Source organism: Geomicrobium sp. JCM 19037 (assembly GCF_000698105.1).
Classification (GTDB): Bacteria; Bacillota; Bacilli; order Bacillales; family Marinococcaceae; genus Geomicrobium_A.
The window spans coordinates 65,872-84,040 of record NZ_BAWZ01000012.1 but is presented as its reverse complement, the minus strand read 5'-3'; the positions used below and the strand labels follow the sequence as shown (position 1 = coordinate 84,040).

Here is an 18,169-nt window from a genome sequence, read left to right as displayed (position 1 = left end):
GTTCACCACTTGCGTAAACGACACTTGAATAAATGTAATTGTCCCGATGACGACCGAGAACACAATCGTAGGTTTAGTAATGGAATGGTGATGGATTTGAACTTGTTCCATGCACTTGCCCCGTCAACGTCAGCGGCTTCATAGAAAGATTCCGGTATGTTCTCTAACCCGGCAAGAAAGATGACCATTTGGAAGCCTAGTGCTTGCCAAATCATCGTTCCAACGATGATGTAGATTGCTTGTTCTGGGTCCCCTAAAAATCCTTGCGGAGAAAAACCGAGTTCAACTAAGAAATTGTTCACAAACCCATTGTTCATAAACAACCAGCGGAACACCCAACTGACGGCCACAATGCTCGTCACGTAAGGAATAAAGTAAATGACCCGAAACAATCCTTTAAATCGGTTTATTTTTTGGAGTAAAAGTGCAACAGCAAGGCCTAAAATGACTTGTCCGAGCACACCAAAAACAATAACGATAATGGTATTAATTAATGAACGAATGAACACCGGATCTTGAAAAATAGCTGCGTAGTTATCAAAAAACACATATTCATGTTCACCCGTTAGGATCTGGTAATCTTGAAACCCGATATTAAATGTATACAGCGTTGGAAAAAAACGAATCGTTAAATAAAAAATGAGCGGGATAAGTAAACACGTATATACAAATAAGTACGTTTTCTGCTTCATATTTAAGCGAGGTGAGCGTGTCTTTCTCGCTGCAATGGCTCCTTCAGGCAATTCTAATCTCCTCCTCCTCTTTCTGTATAAGTTGAACTTTAAAATTTCCACATTTACCCTGTTTGTGCTTGATTTCCACTACAGGCGGATGCTTGCACTCCAGAGCATAAGGGCAACATCGGCGGCCAAAAGACAGCCACCGTGTTTTCTTTACCGCGGAGGACCTGCCGAGCCTCCTCGGTCACTCCGTTCCCTGCGGGGTCTCGTCTCGGCCCTTCTTCCGCAGGCGTCACCGCCCTTCGTTCCAATCAACGGAATTAATTATGGACGTAGTTGAACTAGTGATGCCCAATAACCTTACACATAGGTAATCATTGTGACAATTAATCAAATCTGTTTTCCCATAAATGCAACAGCTTTGTTGCAGAGAAACATTTACTGTTACATATAATGTGAACCATTTTCATAGACTTGCAATGGCGTTGAACTGTAGACGTTAAAGGGCTATATAAAATACCTTCTTAGATAATCTCTTTATTTCATCCTATATAGTCAGAAAAGATGGGAAGCCAAAGCTTCCCACTCCTCATTAGTTCCAATACGCATCAAATAATGCTTGTGTCTCTTCGGTGAGGATGTCGAGAGATTCTTCAGGGGACATGTCTTGAAGGAGCACGCGATCAACCGCAGCAATAAACAAGTCACGTTCAGTGCTTTCATCAACAAACGTATGTGTACTTGCGTAAGGAAGCTGTTCTACGAATGGTCCAAACAATTCATCATCGGCGAATTGCTCTTGCATGGCGACAGATTCTCTTGCCGGTAGCTCCCCAATTTCTTCTGTCCAACGCTCCATCACGTCTTCACTTGTTAAAAACTCTAAAAATTTCACAGATGCGTCGAGTTTCTCATCTTCAACCCCTGCAACGATGCCATTACTCCAGAAGGTTGCCGGTGACGATAGTTCTCCACCCTCTTCATGAACAGGTAGAGGTGCAACTGCGTAATTTAAGTCTGGTGCTTCGGTTTGCAATGTACCGAGGCGGAACGAACCATCAATGTTCATCGCCGCGTTCTCTGTCTGAAAAGCGATAAAGTCTTCTGTATAAAAATCTCGCTCCGATGTTTCATGAACAAGTGCGAAGCTTAAATAATATTCAAAAGATTCTAGCCCGGCATCAGTATCGTTCCATGTGACCGTTTGGGCATCATCACTTAAACTTTGCCCACCTGCTTGCGGCAACAAGCCATCTCGCCACCAATGGTGCCCTTGTTGAGCTGGCTCCCATGCCATGCCCGATTGTTCAAGTTGCCCATTATCTGTGCGTTCAGTTAGCTCAACCGCTGTATCGACAAGCTCATCCCACGTTTCTGGTGGTCCATCGATTCCATATTCTTCAAAGATATCCACATTGTAAAAGAGAGATAACGTACGCACACCTGTAGGTAATGTCCAATATTCATCGTCAAGCTTTACAGATTCAATAAACGGGAAAAACTCATTCTCGATCTCCTCATGTGAAAAGCTCTCTTGTGGGAGCGGTTGCAAAAAACCTTGATCTACATAGTTTGGTACCCACCCATTGAATAAGTTGATCACATCTGGTCCTTCACCTGCAGGCACTTGCGTCGCCACACGCTCATTGAATTGGTCATAAGGAAAGTTTGTTTGTGTAACCGTAATGTCAGGGTTTGCATCTTCAAACTCCTCAATGAGTTCATCCATCAAATCAACTTTTGAATCAAATTGGTACTGCCAATACGAGATTTCAACTGGATCGCCATTCGCCCCATCTTCGGTATCCCCTGTTCCTGATTGAGAATCATCTCCGCCAGAACAAGCAGATAAAATTATCGCCACACTTGCTAAAGCACCGGTATACTTCCAATGTTTCTTCATCTTTCTTCCCCCTCATTTGCTGTTCGTTGGAACAATTTAGTCCGATATGTTGTAAATCCTTCTTGCTTTTGATTTACCTTGGTTCTCGTGTTACGCAACGCTTCCTGTACGTGCATGATGTGTTCACGAATGGCTACAGGTGCGGGCCCTCCTTCAACACGTCGAACATCAATGAATGAAGCAACATCAATCGCCTTTTCATACTGCTTTTGGCTTAAATTGACAGCAACACCGACACGTTGACCCGCCTCTTGCAGTCGCTTTACATTTCCATCGCTGAGTTTCTCGGTGCTCTTCACGAATGTTTGAACGACTAGATGAGCTTCCCGAAACGATAACCCGCCGTCGCGAACGAGTACATCGGCAAGCTCGGTAACCGTGGAAAATCCATTTGCTGCCCGGTCGTATAACACATCGGTGTGAAAGGTTCCGTGATCAAGGATTTGCTCAAGTAATTGAATTGCTTGGGTTACTTTCGTAAAACCATCCAATAGCTTCGGTTGAATATCATCGCCAATGTCGACAATATCACCATGCGGAACGTGGTGACTCATGAACGGTACACCATTCAACACACCCATCGCATCACTCATCATCGCGCGCGTATGTTCTAATGCCGATGGGTTTCGTTTTTGTGGCATAATGCTTGACGTTTGCACGTGCAAATCCCCTAAGCGAAACGTGTTCACCTCGTTCATTGTCATCTGAAGCAAGTCGTACACGACTCTAGACATTGAACTCATACAGATTGTGAGTACCGAAGCGAGCTCAATCATATAGTCTGATGCGGAAACGGCGTCATACGAATTCGTCAGAACGCGCTCGAACCCTAGCGAGTCACTCATCCATGTCCGGTCAATTGGATGACCCGTTGTCCCGAGAGCGCATGCACCCATTGGTGATTGGTCAATTCTCGTTAAAAGCGACCATCCTCTCTCCACATCACGTTGGAGGTTACTCGCCACACTCATAAAATAATGGGCCAATGTCGTTGGTTGCGCTTGTTGATGATGCGTGTATGCTGGCATATACGCAGATGTATGACCATTAGCAATTTTAAGAATTTTATTGGCGAGTGTATCCATATCGTTCATCCATTCAACAACACGCTCCCGCCAAAACATGCGATACATCGTGGCATCCATGTCATTGCGACTAAACGCAACATGCATATTGCCTACGACTTCATCGCCAACCTTTTCTGATAAATCATGTTCAATCATGAAAAATAAGTCTTCAAATTGGGCGTTGTACGGTTTGTTCCACCTGTTTCATAAAGCTTAGTCGTTGCTTCTACGAGCGTAGACGCATGAATGTCTGGGATGATTTTTTGTCGGCGCAGCATTTGGATATGTGCAATGCTAATTTCTAAGATATAAGTAAAATAATGATCTCTCGTAAATGAGTAGGTCGGTGCCAAAACATAATCAACGTATGTTTGACACCTTGTTGTCGGTTGATTCAATCGTTTCATCCCCTGAGTATTGAGTCGTGTTCTAACGTGCTTAAATAGCTGCTCCTAAACAAGATATATATCGATTTTGTGTAATGTATATGTTTGTGTTCACAGGCAAATGCTGTTCCATCACATCGACAAAAATATGAATGTACCGATGCAACGAACGGGATATGCCCCCACCGAGCACAAGGCTTTCGGTTGATAATTGAGACAATATTCACGATGGCGAAACTAAGATGACTTACCATCTCTTCTACGACATATGCCGCATCAGCGTCATCCTCTGCCGCGAGCTGGAAGATTTGCTCCGCTGACAACCCTCGATCTCCAACCCTGCGATTCATTTGTTCAGTAAGAGCTGGCCCGCCAATCTGATTATCTAAAAAACCATATCCTTCAAAAGATGAATAGTCATTTTCTTTTGCCAATGTTCGGTCTGTAACGAGGTGGCCAATTTCTCCTGCCGCATATGCGTGACCACGATATAAATCACCGTTAAGGATCATCCCGCAGCCTACACCAGTACCAAGCGTAATCATGACGACATTTTCGTCATTTTTTGCTTTACCGAGCCAATGCTCACCGAGCACCGCCATATTCACGTCATTATCAATATAAATTGTATACGGTGTTAATGCTTCAAGCTCGGCTTTAAGAGGGAAATTCTTCCACCCTAATGACTGCGCTTCAACGACCACACCGGTTTTCGTATTCGTAATTCCAGGCACCCCAATGCCAATACTCATCATTTTTTCTTTCACAATATTTGCTTCCTGAACCACTTCCTCAATCATGTGAGCAATTCGAGACAACAGCATGCCACTGCGTAATTGTTCTTGCGTCGAAAACGACCGAGCAACGATGACCTCGCCTGCAAGGTTCGTCAACACGCATTCTGTATGTGTCCCCCCTATATCAATGCCGATGAGGTATCGTGCGTTTTTGTTAAAAGATAACCGCACCGGCTTTCTACCCGCTCGAGACGACTGCGTATGCTCTCCTACCTCAATAATCCACTCTTCTGCAACAAGTTCATCAATGAGTGTGCTCATCGTCGGTTTACTAATGTTAAGAAAAGCAGCTAGAGAAGCTCTAGACACTTCCTCATCCGTGTCATGCAATCGAATTGATTGCAACACCTTTTGCTTATTAAACAATCGCAGACTTGACGGTGTTCCATCATTCATCTTCTCCATTCATCTACTCCTTGCCGAAAAGCGATCAACGTTGTATCGTTAGTTAAGTTTACTAACTAATTAGCTACTAATAAAATATCGCATCGTCACTACGGAGTCAATATATTATTTTGAATATTCTTTTCCTTCAGCTACATTGACAATGTGTATGTACGCCCATATAATAGAGCCATTCTAGTCTGGAGGTTTTTGTTTGGTACACTTATGTTCATTACTGGGGAGTAAGCTTTCTTAATCGCTTCCACGATTTAAGAAAGTCCAACGAAACGAGCGACCGAATTTTTACGAATAATTGAGATGAAATAAAGGGGAAGTATTGATGGATCTGGCGGTTCTTAACTAATCATTAAATGATAACTGGATATGCGTTTTTAATCGTCTTCACGACGATTATTTGTCGTACGTAATTCCAGCTAGTTAAGAACACGTTTACAAATCCGTTGCGAACCCGTAATGGGTGTGCCTTTAGGCTCATCCGTATACACGCACGCTGTGAACGTTTGTTCACAGCGATTTTTCGTATGCACTCGTGTGAACAATCGTTCCGGCCTGCACTACTTTAATACAGGAGGAAACACCGTGAACGATAAAACTTTAGAAGCCATTGGCTATACAAAAACACTATCTGATATCCAATCTTATGCAAGAACAGAACGAGGAAAAGCATCGATTCAAAACTTGAAACCGATGATGAATCCAGCACAGATCAATCGCTCGATGCAAGAAATCGAGGAGTCTGTTGAGATTCTAAAAATGAGCAGCAGTGTACCGATTCATACCGTAGATGATATCGAGCAACTGATCGCTCATGCGAAAAAAGGGGTATTCATTCGCGCCGATCAATTTACACGCGTCCTGTCATTTCTAGATCATTGCGAGAAATTAAAACGGTTTATGAAAAGCAAAGAACATGTTGCCCCTACCGTAAGCTCTTACGCATTCTCCATTGAAGATTTGACTCAACTTGAAGAAACGATCTCCGGTGCGATCCGTCATGGTCACGTGGACGATTACGCCTCAAAAACGTTGACCGACTTACGCAGGCAAGTTGCGGAGCTCTCAGACAGAATGCAAGCGCGTGTGCAACAATTGGCGCGGGGAAATAAATATGCATCGTATTTACAAGACACAACTGTCTCTGAACGGTATGGACGGTTCGTTCTCCCGGTGAAAAAAGAGTATCGCGCCAAAGTTCGAGGAACGATATTGGACACCTCTTCTTCTGGCTCGACCGTCTTCGTTGAACCAGAAGAAATTGCGAGCATTCAAGAAGAGCTTAATGATTATAAAACATTCGAGGAATCTGAAGTGGAACGGATTTTGTTTGAACTTACGAATGAATTTCTCGAATACGAGCACACCATCCGTTTAGCGATGGAAGTGATGCACAATTATGATGTGTTATTCGCAAAAGCGAAATATTGTCACGCCATCGATGCGACAAAACCGACGCTCACAGACGACAAGACGATGCATTTAATTAATGCCCGTCACCCAGAATATTCAGATCGAGCGGTACCGTTAAGCGTACAATTTGGTGGGCATGAACGAGCCCTCGTTATCACGGGCCCGAATACAGGTGGAAAAACCGTTACGCTTAAAACGGTCGGACTTGTTAACGTCATGGCCCAGGCAGGTCTACTCATCCCTGCTGATGCGGGAGTAAGACCGCCATTTTCCAACATGTATTTGTCGATATTGGTGACGGTCAGAGCATTGAAGATAACTTAAGTACGTTTAGCTCACGACTTGTTTCGATTATTCAAATTCTAGAAGATGCGAACGATCATTCTCTCGTCTTGCTCGACGAACTCGGTTCGGGTACAGACCCAGCTGAAGGGATGGGGCTTGCCATCGCCATTTTAGAACAACTCTATCAAAAAGGTGCTACACTGTTTGCAACGACACACTACAGTGAGATGAAGACCTTTGCCGAAAACACCGACGGCTTCATCAACGGTTCCATGGAGTTCGACATCGAAACGCTTCAACCGACGTATCGTTTGCTTCTCGATGAAACCGGTAAAAGTCAAGCATTTGAAATCGCCATCAAGTTAGGCCTGCATCCGAACATCGTCGAACGCGCCCACGATATGGCTTACGAAGATCACGAAAATTATCGTGAACGATTTAGTGACAAGCAGTTAAAACAAGCGTCCTTTAAGCGGCAAATCGCCATCAATCGCTACTCCGGGCACAAAGCGAAAAAACAAGCCGGTGAAATAAAACCATTTGACCAAGGAGACAATGTGACGATCCAAGCGATTGATGAGATGGGAATTGTGTACACAGGACCTGATGAGCGCGGTAACTATGTTGTGCAAATCAAAGGTGAAAAGAAGACCTTTAATCACAAACGCCTAACACTCGCCATCCCCGCGTCTGAATTGTACCCAGAAGGCTATGACTTTGACATCATCTTCAAAAGCAAATCGTACCGCAAAATCAAAAAAGACCAAGCAAGAAAACACGTAGAAGGCGTGTGGCTTGAAGAGGAAGAATAAACTAGAAAAAGCGCGCCAAGTGCATGACTCTCGTTATGGAGTCGCGACTTGGCGCGCTTTTTGTTCGAAGATGTTTAGTCGATCCCAAAGATTTCAGACACCGCTTCCCACTGTTCGTCTGACAATGTGTACGCAAATTCATCTCCTTCCATAAGCGTATTGGAGCTTGCCCACAAATGGAAATTCTCGCCTCCGATTCGCATTCGGTATTCAGGCTCTAATTGTTCGACTGAACTGCCCGGTTGTTCATTTCGAACATCGTTAATGATCTTCACAACCTCTCTAATATCCTCTTCATCCGTAAGCGTTTGCTCAGTTCCATCAATGCTCTTTAAATAGTCCTCGGTTTCAACAAACTGAATCCGCTCTGTTGAATCCGGATCAATTGACTCAACGTCTACGAGCCTTCATCAAACATTGCGTCAATATCGTTCCCGTCATTCTGTTCCTCTTCTGCATCAGGTGATCGTTCATTCTCAGTGCAAGCAGTCAGGGCAAAGACAAGAATGGTGGCGAAATAAAACCGATTCCCCATCATCAAACACCTCTTCCTTGCATATTTCAAATCGATCAGTATACACATGCGCAAAAGATATATTTAAGCGGACAGAGGGATCGAACCTTTCAATTCTCATCATGTTACGGGTTTTGTTATCTAGTTGTCAACCAAGTCAATAAGGCTAGCAATGAGAAAGGAATTAACCTTTTCTAAAGAGGCACTGAAAGTATCGACCACTCGGCAAGCCCCGTCGTAGCGATTGTTACAACGGAGCAATTTTAACAAGTCCTCCACACTTAAAGTAGAGTTTCTACTCTATCTATTATAATTCTTAGTTATACGACAAACGACAGTTCAATAAGAAGTTACATTTCATGACTAAAGAACGTTTCTGTACGAATACACTGACGACTTGCTAAGTGATTGATATACTATCAATGAATACAGTCTTGAGGTGTTGTGTATATGGAGATCGCTTGTCCGAAATGCAAGTCAACAAACATACGTATCTTTAGTAAAAAACGAAATGTACTATCCATGCTTGCGCTTAGTGTCGTTGGTATTATTTTAGGCTTTATTATTCACGATATCCTTCTATTCATCGGCATCGCCTGGCTGCTCGCTTCCCCGTTAATGATACTCTTAAAAGAGCACTATCAGTGTAAAGACTGTCGTAAGCAATTCAAAGAAAAACCTGCATGAGCTTGCTTAACGTGCTCCATAAAATTAGTACGAGGTAGTGATTAATCCTGTTTTCTCATACCATTGTATGTATAGAACGATATACTGCGGTTTAATGTATGTTCCGCGAACAATTTCTAGTTATTACAGAATTCCATTAAACTCTTAGTCTCTCCAATACTGGAGGTCAAGAGTTTTTTGTACCTACGGTACTATGGGCAATTTGCCAATAACTCTTTTGTGTGCTTTTCCTTCCCATTCTTACCTCTACTCGCTCCTCGACGGATTAGGTTCTTATGATTGTGATTGGTACAGATTTTCTCCATCTGGAAATAATCAAAACTCCCGACCTAGTACTATTTCGATTTAGCATATTAAAAAATACTTAATTTTATAAATAATTAACCAAAAGATGACAACAACAAACCTAGGTATCGACAAATGATGGCTTTCATACTTAAGGGATGCGTGTTAGACAAAAATCACAAAATGAGTTAGGAAGAATACAATAGGCTTTATAAAAGCGAGGTGATCTTATGTATGAAAATCCGCATTTAGCAAAAGTCGGCGAGCACAAAAAGGGAATCATGATATTTCAAATAATCTAATTAACGGTCCTGCTTTTGTTTCAGGGGATGGCAATACCGGTCCCACTGGACCTACTGGCCCCACTGGTCCACCTGGAACTGGACTTAGTCCTACATCAATAGGATACGCGAACTTTTTTGCTACAGATCAAGTAATACCTACAGGTAGCAGTATCATTTTTACTGGTAGCGCTATTAATTCTGGTATCGTTACTCAAACTGATGACTTATCCACATTCAATATTGTTGAAGAAGGTATTTATGAAATTAACGCTGCCTGGTCAACTGGTATAAGTGCAGATGTCAATTTGTTCTTATTTATAAATGATCAAATTTACCCTTTTTCAATGTATCAAAATAACAATGGGTTTGCAGATTCAGTAACTAATACTGTAATAAACACTTACACTGTTGCTTTGGCAGCCGGTGACACCATCCGTATAACAAATACTGGCACCGGTGGGGCTACCTTAAGGCCGTCCAACTTTTTCCAAGGTAACTCAGTTGCAGCCACCATTAATTTAATAAAAATTGCTTAACCCTGTCAAAAAATAGGCGAGTGTACATCTATATATGTGTAAAACTTTAGATTTCTCCTGAGTTTCAGCACGTGTAAGCTTGATTTCCCATTACAGGCAAAGACTAACATTCCAGACTAAAAGGGAAACATCGTGGCGAAACATTTGCAATTGGTGCTTCCCTTGTACAAAATGCAGAAAAACGAACTCTTCTCACTCTTTTGTCTATCAGTTATAGCTTAATAGTGAGAATCCAATCGTTATAGAAACTAATTTTGGAAATATTTGTCAAGAAATAATTATCATTCTTTACCTTAATGGTCACTTAAATTTCGTCATCCGTTACAATAAGAAATATATGAGGCGTTTGCAACCTTAAAGAAAACCGTTTGAAGGCAGATTGTAACATAAAACAGTCAGCAGAGATCGTGACGGTCTTTATCCTTCTTGATATTCACAGTTTACGTCTATTTACATGTGAGTAAAAGTTTTACGTTTTCTCACACTTATTATTTCGAGACACTAGTAACAAGTGAAACAGAATGGAATTTGTAAGGAAGTGTATTGGTGTTTAACCGTCACGAACGATCGACCATAGGGTTCAGTAAAAGTCATTAAATCAAATTTATCTTAAACATATTATACCGCCCCTAAAAATTTAGGGACGGCTTTCCTTCGTTTTGTTACTCAGCTCTTTCCAACACCGCTACACTCTCCACATGCGTCGTCTGCGGGAACATGTCCACAGGGGTAATTTCTTTCGTATCATACCCGCCTTCTTCAAGAATCTTTAGGTCACGGGCTAACGTTGCCGGGTTGCATGACACGTACACGATTCGCTCCGGCTTCATTTCAATCATCGTATCGAGCAAGGCGGGGTCGCACCCTTTTCTCGGTGGATCGACGACCATGACGTCGGCTTCGATGCCGTGGGCGGCGCGCCACCACGGGACGATTTCTTCGGCTTTGCCGACGGCGAAATCGACGTTGGTCATGCCGTTTAGCTCGGCGTTGTTTTTGGCGTCGCGGATGGCGTCACCGACGATTTCAACGCCGTAGACGTGCCTGGCTTGTTGAGCGAGAAATAGCGAGATCGAACCGATGCCACAATAGGCGTCAATGACCGTTTCTTTTCCGGTGAGTGCGGCGTACTCCATCACTTTGTTGTATAAGACTTCGGTCTGGGTCGGGTTCACTTGGAAAAATGAACGCGGTGAGATCAGGAAGCGAACGTTACCGATTTTGTCTTCGATCGTACGCGATCCCCACAACACTTCGCTTTGGTCACCGAAGATGACGTTCGTGTCTTCTTTATTAATGTTTTGGACGATGGAACGAACATTGTTGACTTCATTTTTTATATCATCAATGAGTGCTTCTTTGTTTGGCAGTTTTTTGCCGTTCGTGACGAGGACGACCATCACTTCTCCACTCGTATGGCTGTGACGGGCGACGATGTGGCGAATCACTCCGCGTCGGGTCTTTTCATCATACGGCTGTATGGTATACTTTTTGAGTAATGATTTGACAACTTGAATGGCTTCATCATTGGGCGCGCCTTGGATGAGGCAGTGGTCCATGTCGACGATCTGATGCGAGCGCTTCGCATAAAATCCGGCAATCAATTCGCCGTCACGATTCGCGGCGACGGGTACTTGTGCTTTGTTTCGATAGCTCCACGGCTCGTCCATCGCGAGCGTCGGATGTACTTGAATTGTACTGTTGCCATATACTTATGCAGGGCGTTGACGATCTGCTGACGCTTCAGATCGTTTTGTGCCGCTTCGGACAAGTGCTGCAGCTGGCAGCCGCCACAACGGTCGTATATCGGGCACGGCGGTTCAATTCGATGTTCACTCGTTGTCAATCGGTTCATTAGCTTTCCGAAGCCGAAGGCTTTGCCTGCTTTTACGACTTTGATTTCTGCTTCTTCGCCGGGAAGTGCATTCGGCACGAAGAGCGGATAGCCATTAATTTTAGCGACACCTGCCCCTTCGTGGGTCAGATCTTCAAAGGTTACGGTCAGGCTTTCATTTTTCTGGACAGGTGCTTGTGCTTTTTTTCCCAAAGGTTTCACTCCACTAACTTTACGTCTTAGAGTTTAATTGTACACAATGAAAGGGGGAATTTCTATGACAGAGCAGTATTCACAACCGCAAACGAACAGCAAAGCCGTTACTTCTCTCGTGCTCGGGATTTTGGCCGTTGCGATTCCTTATGCCGGCCTTGTAATTGGAATCATCGGACTTTTTATCGTGCGAATGGCCAACCAAGAGATCGCTCATACGGGTGAGGGGGGCAGAAACCTCGTGCTTGCCGGAAAAATTTGTGCCATTGTCGGCGTAGCGCTTTATGGTGCGATTATTCTATTCTTTGTATTTTTTATGCTTTTAGGTATGCTTCTTTCATTTTTATGAGAATGACAAAATCCTCTGAGCGACTTGGCTTAGAGGATTTTGTATAGGATTATTTATGCCACACTCTTGCAATATTTTCCGCGGCATCTTCTAAATAGGAGGCGCCATTTGCCATCGCGTCTTCGAGTGACACTGCCCCGGGCACAATGCTGAAAACGGCGTCGATGCCGTGCTCATAAACATCTTTGTATCCGGTACCGAGCGCTCCACAGACGGCAATGACTCGTTTTCCTTCTTGCTTCGCCGCTTTCGCTACACCGATCGGTGTTTTGCCGTAGACGGATTGGCCGTCAATCTTCCCTTCGCCAGTAAAAACCAAATCTGCCTTCTGGACGCGCGTATGAAAATCGGTCTCGGCGAGGACGAGCTCGATGCCTGGTTGTAAGGTTGCATCGAGAAAGGCCAAAAGCCAGCTCCTAGACCGCCAGCGGCTCCTGCGCCGGGAATGTTGCTCACATCTTTTCCAGTCGCTTCGATTGTTCGCTGATTAAATACATCTAAGGCCTGGTCAAGCTCCACTACGGCTCGTTCGTCCGCGCCTTTTTGCGGTCCGTAGACGGCACTTGCCCCTTCGGGACCGAGCAGTGGATTGGTCACGTCACAGGCGACAATAATTTCTGTTTTCGCAAGTCTTTCGTCAAGACCGGAGATGTCGATTTTCGCGAGCTTTGCGAGTGCCCCGCCTCCCCGGTTAATCGCGTTTCCGTTCTCATCCAAAAGTTTTGCCCCTAATGCTTCAATCATTCCAGCACCTGCGTCATTGGTCGCGCTACCGCCAATGCCGATAATGATTCTTGAGACACCTCGATCTAGAGCCGCGCTGATCATTTCACCGGTTCCATACGTGGATGCTTCATAGACGTTGCGGTCGGCTTTCGCTGTAATATGAATCCCGCTTGCTGCAGCCATATCCATGACTGCGGTTGTTCCGTCTTCTGAAATTGCAAAATGCGCGGTTACGGTTTTCGTATTGGGGCCTTCAACCTGCAGTTCAATCCTTTCACCCCCGAGATTGGCGGTTAAAGCTTCCATCGTCCCTTCCCCGCCGTCCCCCATTGGAATGACGTCAAATGTCGCTTCGGGATCGGTTTTTTGGAACCCTCGTTTTATTGCTGTAGCCGCTTCAAGTGCTGTCATACTTTCTTTAAAAGAATCGGGAGCGATGACAATGTGAACCATAAGTATTCGCACCTTTCAAGTGGGATGGTTTGTCTTGACGGACCTACAAAAAACTCGTATGATTTCTAGTAAGAGCGTTTCCCTTCTTTGATGAACAGTGTCACGTACATACGCTGTTGCTTCTTAAGAATGAAACTGTTGCAGGAAGGATGAATGGTTACAATGGATATGCCACATTGGTTTGTCATCGTAACAGTAATCTATTCGGTTGCTGTACTTGCATGGTCAGTGTTTAATATCAGAGTCGCAAAGAACTAGGAATAAAACACGACGGAGAAATCCGGTCGTGTTTTATTTTTCTTCTTGTTCAGGAACGAGCATTTCAAAATGGTGATGAAGGTTCACGAACTCTTTCGGAATCGTGCCTCCGTGCTCCCCGTCTAAGTTCAGCTGCATCTCGCCTTCGATCTCCAACTTAATTCGGTTCGCTTGGATATAGACAACTTTATCCTCGTGAATATGTTGACCGGTTAAGGCAAGACTACCGATGCGGACAAAATCAGGCAAATTCGTTTTTTTCAACAATAGCAAATCAAACAATCCATCATCCAATCTGGCTTCTGGACTTAACTTCTCAAACCCTCCTACAGAATTGGAGTTGGCAATTAAAAAGAGCATGATCTCTCCTTCGAACAATTTTCCGTCATACTCGACTCTCGCTTGCCTAGGCTTTAAAAAGAAAAGCTTCTCAAATCCTTTAACGTAATACGCCATCTGCCCGAGCATCGTTTTTAATCGGCTCGGTGTATCATACGTAAGCTCGGTCAGGCTCCCACCAGCGGCAATGTTGACAAAGTATTGGTCTCCTGCCTTACCTACATCAAGTGGAGAGACGTGAGCTCCGGTGAGCACGTCACAAATTTCTTCAATATCCAATTCATTCATATGAAACGCACGGGCAAGATCATTCGTCGTTCCAGCAGGGATTAAACCGAGACGCGGGCGCTTCTCTAATTCCGCAAGTCCGTTAATGACCTCAAAGATCGTCCCGTCACCACCCGCTGCAATGACGAGGTCGTAGCCATTTTTCCCCGCTTCAAAAGCCGCGTCTTTCGCACATCCTTCTTTTTTTGTTTGGTGTGCGGAGGCGACATAACCTGCTTGTTCTAAACGATCAAGGATATACGGTAAATGTTTCTTTAATTGCTCTCGACCTGACGTCGGGTTATAAATGACTCTCGCATTTTTCAAGGTTCATTTCTCCCATACAAATAAAATCCGTCAAAAAGACGTAACTGGAATAGTTTTCGTTTTCTTTTATACTATGTATTGTATAGGAGAAATGATAGACAGGCAAAGTCTGATCAATCTCCTCATCGGATTTATATATATTTACAGGGGGTTTTTAACAGTATGAAATCATTCAAAGCTACGTTTGTTGTCGTATTGCTCGTTTTTGGATCAGCAACTATGGCCTCACAAACGCTCGCCCATTCATACGTAGACACAAGCACACCTGAAGATGGTGAAACTGTCGAAGAGACAGTGGATACGATTACGATGCATTTCGATGCGGGTATTGAACCCGCGACTACTGCCGTAGTTACGGATGTAGATGGAAATGAATACACCATCGGATCGGAAGAATTTGAAGGCGATGATTTTATTGTCCATCTGGACGAGCCTCTTCCTAGTGGTGACTATACTGTTGCGTGGCAAGCGCTCGGTGCTGATGGCCATGGAACAGAGGGAGAATTCAACTTCACCGTTGATGCTCAAGATGAGGAAGAAATTGTAGAGGAAGAAGAGCCTGAGGTGATTGAGGAAGAGGAAGAAGATCTAGAAGTCGAAGAATCGGCTGAGACAGATGTAGATGACGAAGAAACTGATCAAAACAGTGGTCTAGTAATTGCCATTGTTGTCGCCGTTCTCGTCGTAGGTTTTGCGGTGTTCTTTATGTCTCGTCGCAATAAATCATAATGACTGTCATTATCGCAAACATCGTCTTGTTCATCTCACTATCGGTATGGACAGGGATTCATCTAGTAGAGGCTCTCCCAAAGCGAAAACGTCCATCGTTAAAGATTTCGAGAAAATGGCCACCGATCATCGGTGTGATGATCATTATTGCCAGTAGTATTCCAGCGTTTCTCGTTGCCCAATCAACCGCTGAAATGTTCGGCGTACCGCTTGTGAGTACACTTGGCTCTGTATTGCTGGAATATCGAATCGGACAATCAGCTGTTGTCGTCTTCATCCTGATTGTCGTCACACTACTTGCTCGTTTCACATTGGAAAAGCGCCCACACTTGATGTGGATCCATTTAATTCCGACATTCGGGTTGTTTGTAGCGAGTAGTTGGAGTGCTCACGCTGCGTCACTTGCCGACACGGGCTTTTTTCTAAATGTCTTCCACCTTATGGCTGCTTCTATTTGGGCAGGGACACTGCTTACTGTCGGTTTTTTCGCCTCAAAAGAGCGTGACGGCAATTGGCTTCAATTCTTTCGATGGTTTACGCCTTTTGCGATCGGTCTCGTCCTGACGATGATTGGAACGGGCATTGGAATGATGATGATGATTACGCCAGACTATACCGATAGTTGGCTACTTGATTACGGACAACTGCAAGTGCTTAAACATCTGCTTTTCATTCCACTCGTGTTTTATGGGTTTGCCCATGGCTTTCTCATGAAAAAGAAATTGAAGCGCGGGCTTGCGGAAGAAAAAACCGTCCGTTCCGTCCGAATGGAAGCGGTCTTACTCATCGCCATTTTCATTGTAACCGGTGGAATGATTAATCAAGAACCTCCGCACGTTGTCGCCGAAACGCTTGCATATACGGAAATGGCGGTACCAGCTGAGTCCTTGATTACGACGAGTTTTGAGGTAGATGAGGAGATTGTATGGACACTTACACTTACGACTGGACTTCTAATCTTCACGGGGGTTTTCATTCTCGGTTTATTCATTGATCATGTTGGAAATGCCAGGAGGCCTCTCGCTGTCCCCATTTACGTAGCTCTGTTCGTTATATGCATTTACAGTGCCATCATGTTTGGCGCAGTCAAGATCCCCGCCTAGACACTTTTTATCGAGGCACATATCGTATAAAAGAGGGGCAAAACCCCCGACGCTTTTCATTAAGCGTCGGGGGTTTTCATATTCGTTATCGAGCTTCGATGCCTTCTTTAATGAGCTTATTTATCACTTGTGGGTTGGCTTTCCCTTTCGTTTCTTTCATCGCTTGACCGACTAAGAAACCGAAAGCTTTATCCTTACCATTTTTGAAGTCTTCAATGGATTGTTCATTGTTATCTAGAATCTGCTCAACAATCTTTTTGAGCTCGCCTTCATCCGAAATTTGTACAAGCCCTTTATCTTCGACAATTTTCTTCGCATCGCCGCCGTTCTTCATCAGCTCCGTGAAGACTTTCTTTGCAATTTTTCCTGAAATCGTACCATCTTCAATTAACTGAATCATGCCTGAAAGCCCCGCAGGTGTCATTTGAATGTCATTCAGTTCAACACCTTCTGCGTTCAAATAAGCGTTCACTTCACCCATCAGCCAGTTTGCCGCTTGCTTTGCATCTGCACCTTCAGCAACCGCTGCTTCAAAGAAATTCGCCATCGCCTTCGATTGCGTTAATACGTCGGCATCGTATGCAGGAACATTCCAATCGTTCATGTACCGCTCTTTACGTGAATCAGGAAGCTCAGGAATGTCTTGTTTGACACGGTCGATCCACTCTTCATCAATAAACAGACGCACAAGATCCGGTTCAGGGAAGTAACGATAATCGTCAGACCCTTCTTTAATTCTCATAAGCACCGTTTCTTTGCGATCTTCATTCCAACGACGCGTCTCTTGCAAAATCTCCCCGCCAGAAAGCAATTCTTGTGCTTGACGCTTTTCCTCGAACGCCAAGCCTTTTTGTACGTTTGTGAACGAGTTTAAGTTTTTAAGTTCTGCTTTTGTTCCAAACTCGACTTGTCCTGCTGGTCGTAAAGAAATGTTCGCATCACAACGTAGGGACCCTTCTTCCATCTTACAATCCGATACCTCTGTGTATTGGAGTATCGCTTTAAGTTTTTCTAAATACGCGTACGCTTCATTTGGCGTGCGAATGTCTGGCTCTGAAACAATTTCAATAAGCGGCGTGCCGACACGGTTGAAATCAACGAGTGAGGCATCATCATAATCATCATGCGTCAACTTCCCCGCATCTTCCTCTAAATGTATGCGTGTAATACCGATTCTCTTCTTGTAACCATCCACTTCAATTTCAATCCAGCCATTTTCACCAATCGGCTTATCAAACTGTGAAATTTGGTAGGCTTTTGGGTTGTCTGGATAAAAGTAATTCTTCCGGTCGAATTTCGTCTCTTCGGCAATGTCACAGTTTAGGGCGACGGAGGCTTGAACGGCAAAATCAACCGCTCGTTGATTGAGTACCGGTAGCACACCAGGATGACCGAGACAAATCGGACACGTTTGCGTGTTCGCCGGTGCACCAAACGCTGTAGAACAGCTACAAAAGATTTTCGTATCAGTTTTTAATTCTGAATGGACTTCGAGTCCAATAATCGTGTCGAATTTCATATCG

General features: G+C 44.2%; 15 protein-coding genes and 2 pseudogenes. 6 read left to right on the top strand and 11 right to left on the bottom strand.

All coding sequences use genetic code 11. The features are described from left to right. Positions 1 to 2: 2 nt before the first annotated feature. The 5 genes from JCM19037_RS08975 to JCM19037_RS08955 form a co-directional block, all read right to left on the bottom strand. A complete protein-coding gene (locus tag JCM19037_RS08975) occupies positions 3 to 743 on the bottom strand; it encodes a carbohydrate ABC transporter permease (protein WP_238544628.1) in 741 nt (246 codons plus the stop codon). Between the two features lie 529 nt (positions 744 to 1,272). After that, positions 1,273 to 2,583, bottom strand: a complete 1,311-nt coding sequence (locus JCM19037_RS08970; RefSeq protein WP_042400109.1) for an extracellular solute-binding protein — start codon at positions 2,581 to 2,583, stop codon at positions 1,273 to 1,275. Beyond that, on the bottom strand, positions 2,580 to 3,806 hold the full coding sequence (gene argH, locus JCM19037_RS08965; protein ID WP_042400106.1) for an argininosuccinate lyase: 1,227 nt from the start codon (positions 3,804 to 3,806) through the stop codon (positions 2,580 to 2,582). The genes JCM19037_RS08970 and argH overlap by 4 nt, the downstream gene beginning before the upstream one ends. After that, a complete protein-coding gene (locus JCM19037_RS08960; protein WP_152549008.1) occupies positions 3,803 to 4,048 on the bottom strand; it encodes a hypothetical protein in 246 nt (81 codons plus the stop codon). The genes argH and JCM19037_RS08960 overlap by 4 nt, the downstream gene beginning before the upstream one ends. Positions 4,049 to 4,053: 5 nt before the next feature. Then, positions 4,054 to 5,238, bottom strand: coding sequence for an ROK family protein (locus JCM19037_RS08955; protein ID WP_042400100.1), 1,185 nt, complete (start codon positions 5,236 to 5,238; stop codon positions 4,054 to 4,056). Between the two features lie 579 nt (positions 5,239 to 5,817). Here JCM19037_RS08955 and JCM19037_RS29305 point away from each other — a divergent pair. Both JCM19037_RS29305 and JCM19037_RS29300 read left to right on the top strand, forming a co-directional pair. After that, positions 5,818 to 6,969 carry a hypothetical protein gene (locus JCM19037_RS29305; RefSeq protein ID WP_307189766.1) on the top strand — a complete coding sequence of 384 codons (1,152 nt, stop codon included), beginning with the start codon at positions 5,818 to 5,820 and terminating at the stop codon, positions 6,967 to 6,969. After that, entirely contained in the window at positions 6,912 to 7,742 is an 831-nt protein-coding gene (locus JCM19037_RS29300; RefSeq protein WP_307189768.1) for a hypothetical protein, read from the top strand. Before JCM19037_RS29305 ends, JCM19037_RS29300 begins: the two co-directional genes overlap by 58 nt. Positions 7,743 to 7,816: 74 nt before the next feature. Here JCM19037_RS29300 and JCM19037_RS08945 read toward each other — a convergent pair whose 3' ends face one another. Together JCM19037_RS08945 and JCM19037_RS25685 are read right to left on the bottom strand one after the other, a co-directional pair. Beyond that, positions 7,817 to 8,017 carry a hypothetical protein gene (locus JCM19037_RS08945; protein ID WP_042400098.1) on the bottom strand — a complete coding sequence of 67 codons (201 nt, stop codon included), beginning with the start codon at positions 8,015 to 8,017 and terminating at the stop codon, positions 7,817 to 7,819. A 122-nt stretch (positions 8,018 to 8,139) separates the two neighbouring features. Further along, the gene (locus JCM19037_RS25685; protein ID WP_193744711.1) at positions 8,140 to 8,280 is read right to left on the bottom strand and encodes a hypothetical protein; all 141 of its coding nucleotides are present in this window, start codon (positions 8,278 to 8,280) and stop codon (positions 8,140 to 8,142) included. A 426-nt stretch (positions 8,281 to 8,706) separates the two neighbouring features. Between JCM19037_RS25685 and JCM19037_RS08940 the strand changes: the two genes are divergently transcribed. Beyond that, positions 8,707 to 8,943 (top strand): hypothetical protein, encoded by a 237-nt coding sequence (locus JCM19037_RS08940; protein ID WP_042400095.1) that lies wholly within the window; start codon positions 8,707 to 8,709, stop codon positions 8,941 to 8,943. A gap of 1,767 nt (positions 8,944 to 10,710) precedes the next feature. On the opposite strand, the pseudogene rlmD reads toward JCM19037_RS08940, so the two are convergent. Beyond that, positions 10,711 to 12,095 (bottom strand): annotated as a pseudogene (rlmD, locus tag JCM19037_RS08935) (23S rRNA (uracil(1939)-C(5))-methyltransferase RlmD). Positions 12,096 to 12,159: 64 nt separating this feature from the next. Between rlmD and JCM19037_RS08930 the strand changes: the two are divergent. Then, on the top strand, positions 12,160 to 12,444 hold the full coding sequence (locus JCM19037_RS08930) for a hypothetical protein (protein WP_052363722.1): 285 nt from the start codon (positions 12,160 to 12,162) through the stop codon (positions 12,442 to 12,444). 49 nt (positions 12,445 to 12,493) lie between these two features. On the opposite strand, the pseudogene JCM19037_RS08925 reads toward JCM19037_RS08930, so the two are convergent. After that, positions 12,494 to 13,623 (bottom strand): annotated as a pseudogene (locus JCM19037_RS08925) (glycerate kinase). Between the two features lie 291 nt (positions 13,624 to 13,914). Then, complete coding sequence (locus tag JCM19037_RS08920; RefSeq protein ID WP_042400093.1) at positions 13,915 to 14,814, bottom strand: diacylglycerol kinase; 900 nt, start codon at positions 14,812 to 14,814, stop codon at positions 13,915 to 13,917. A 162-nt stretch (positions 14,815 to 14,976) separates the two neighbouring features. Between JCM19037_RS08920 and JCM19037_RS08915 the strand changes: the two genes are divergently transcribed. Then, complete coding sequence (locus JCM19037_RS08915; protein ID WP_042400090.1) at positions 14,977 to 15,543, top strand: copper resistance protein CopC; 567 nt, start codon at positions 14,977 to 14,979, stop codon at positions 15,541 to 15,543. Continuing rightward, the gene (locus JCM19037_RS08910; protein ID WP_042400089.1) at positions 15,543 to 16,646 is read left to right on the top strand and encodes a copper resistance D family protein; all 1,104 of its coding nucleotides are present in this window, start codon (positions 15,543 to 15,545) and stop codon (positions 16,644 to 16,646) included. Before JCM19037_RS08915 ends, JCM19037_RS08910 begins: the two co-directional genes overlap by 1 nt. Before the next feature lie 85 nt (positions 16,647 to 16,731). On the opposite strand, the gene gatB is transcribed toward JCM19037_RS08910, so the two are convergent. After that, positions 16,732 to 18,165 carry an Asp-tRNA(Asn)/Glu-tRNA(Gln) amidotransferase subunit GatB gene (gatB, locus tag JCM19037_RS08905; RefSeq protein WP_042400087.1) on the bottom strand — a complete coding sequence of 478 codons (1,434 nt, stop codon included), beginning with the start codon at positions 18,163 to 18,165 and terminating at the stop codon, positions 16,732 to 16,734. Positions 18,166 to 18,169: the final 4 nt, after the last annotated feature.

What these genes read in the sequence shown, in the direction of transcription:
- JCM19037_RS08970 (WP_042400109.1), bottom strand. Translation starts at nt 2,583, where the DNA reads ATGAAGAAACATTGGAAGTATACCGGTGCTTTAGCAAGTGTGGCGATA.
- argH (WP_042400106.1), bottom strand. Translation starts at nt 3,806, where the DNA reads ATGATTGAACATGATTTATCAGAAAAGGTTGGCGATGAAGTCGTAGGC.
- JCM19037_RS08955 (WP_042400100.1), bottom strand. Translation starts at nt 5,238, where the DNA reads ATGGAGAAGATGAATGATGGAACACCGTCAAGTCTGCGATTGTTTAAT.
- JCM19037_RS25685 (WP_193744711.1), bottom strand. Translation starts at nt 8,280, where the DNA reads ATGATGGGGAATCGGTTTTATTTCGCCACCATTCTTGTCTTTGCCCTG.
- JCM19037_RS08940 (WP_042400095.1), top strand. Translation starts at nt 8,707, where the DNA reads ATGGAGATCGCTTGTCCGAAATGCAAGTCAACAAACATACGTATCTTT.
- JCM19037_RS08930 (WP_052363722.1), top strand. Translation starts at nt 12,160, where the DNA reads ATGACAGAGCAGTATTCACAACCGCAAACGAACAGCAAAGCCGTTACT.
- JCM19037_RS08915 (WP_042400090.1), top strand. Translation starts at nt 14,977, where the DNA reads ATGAAATCATTCAAAGCTACGTTTGTTGTCGTATTGCTCGTTTTTGGA.
- JCM19037_RS08910 (WP_042400089.1), top strand. Translation starts at nt 15,543, where the DNA reads ATGACTGTCATTATCGCAAACATCGTCTTGTTCATCTCACTATCGGTA.
- gatB (WP_042400087.1), bottom strand. Translation starts at nt 18,165, where the DNA reads ATGAAATTCGACACGATTATTGGACTCGAAGTCCATTCAGAATTAAAA.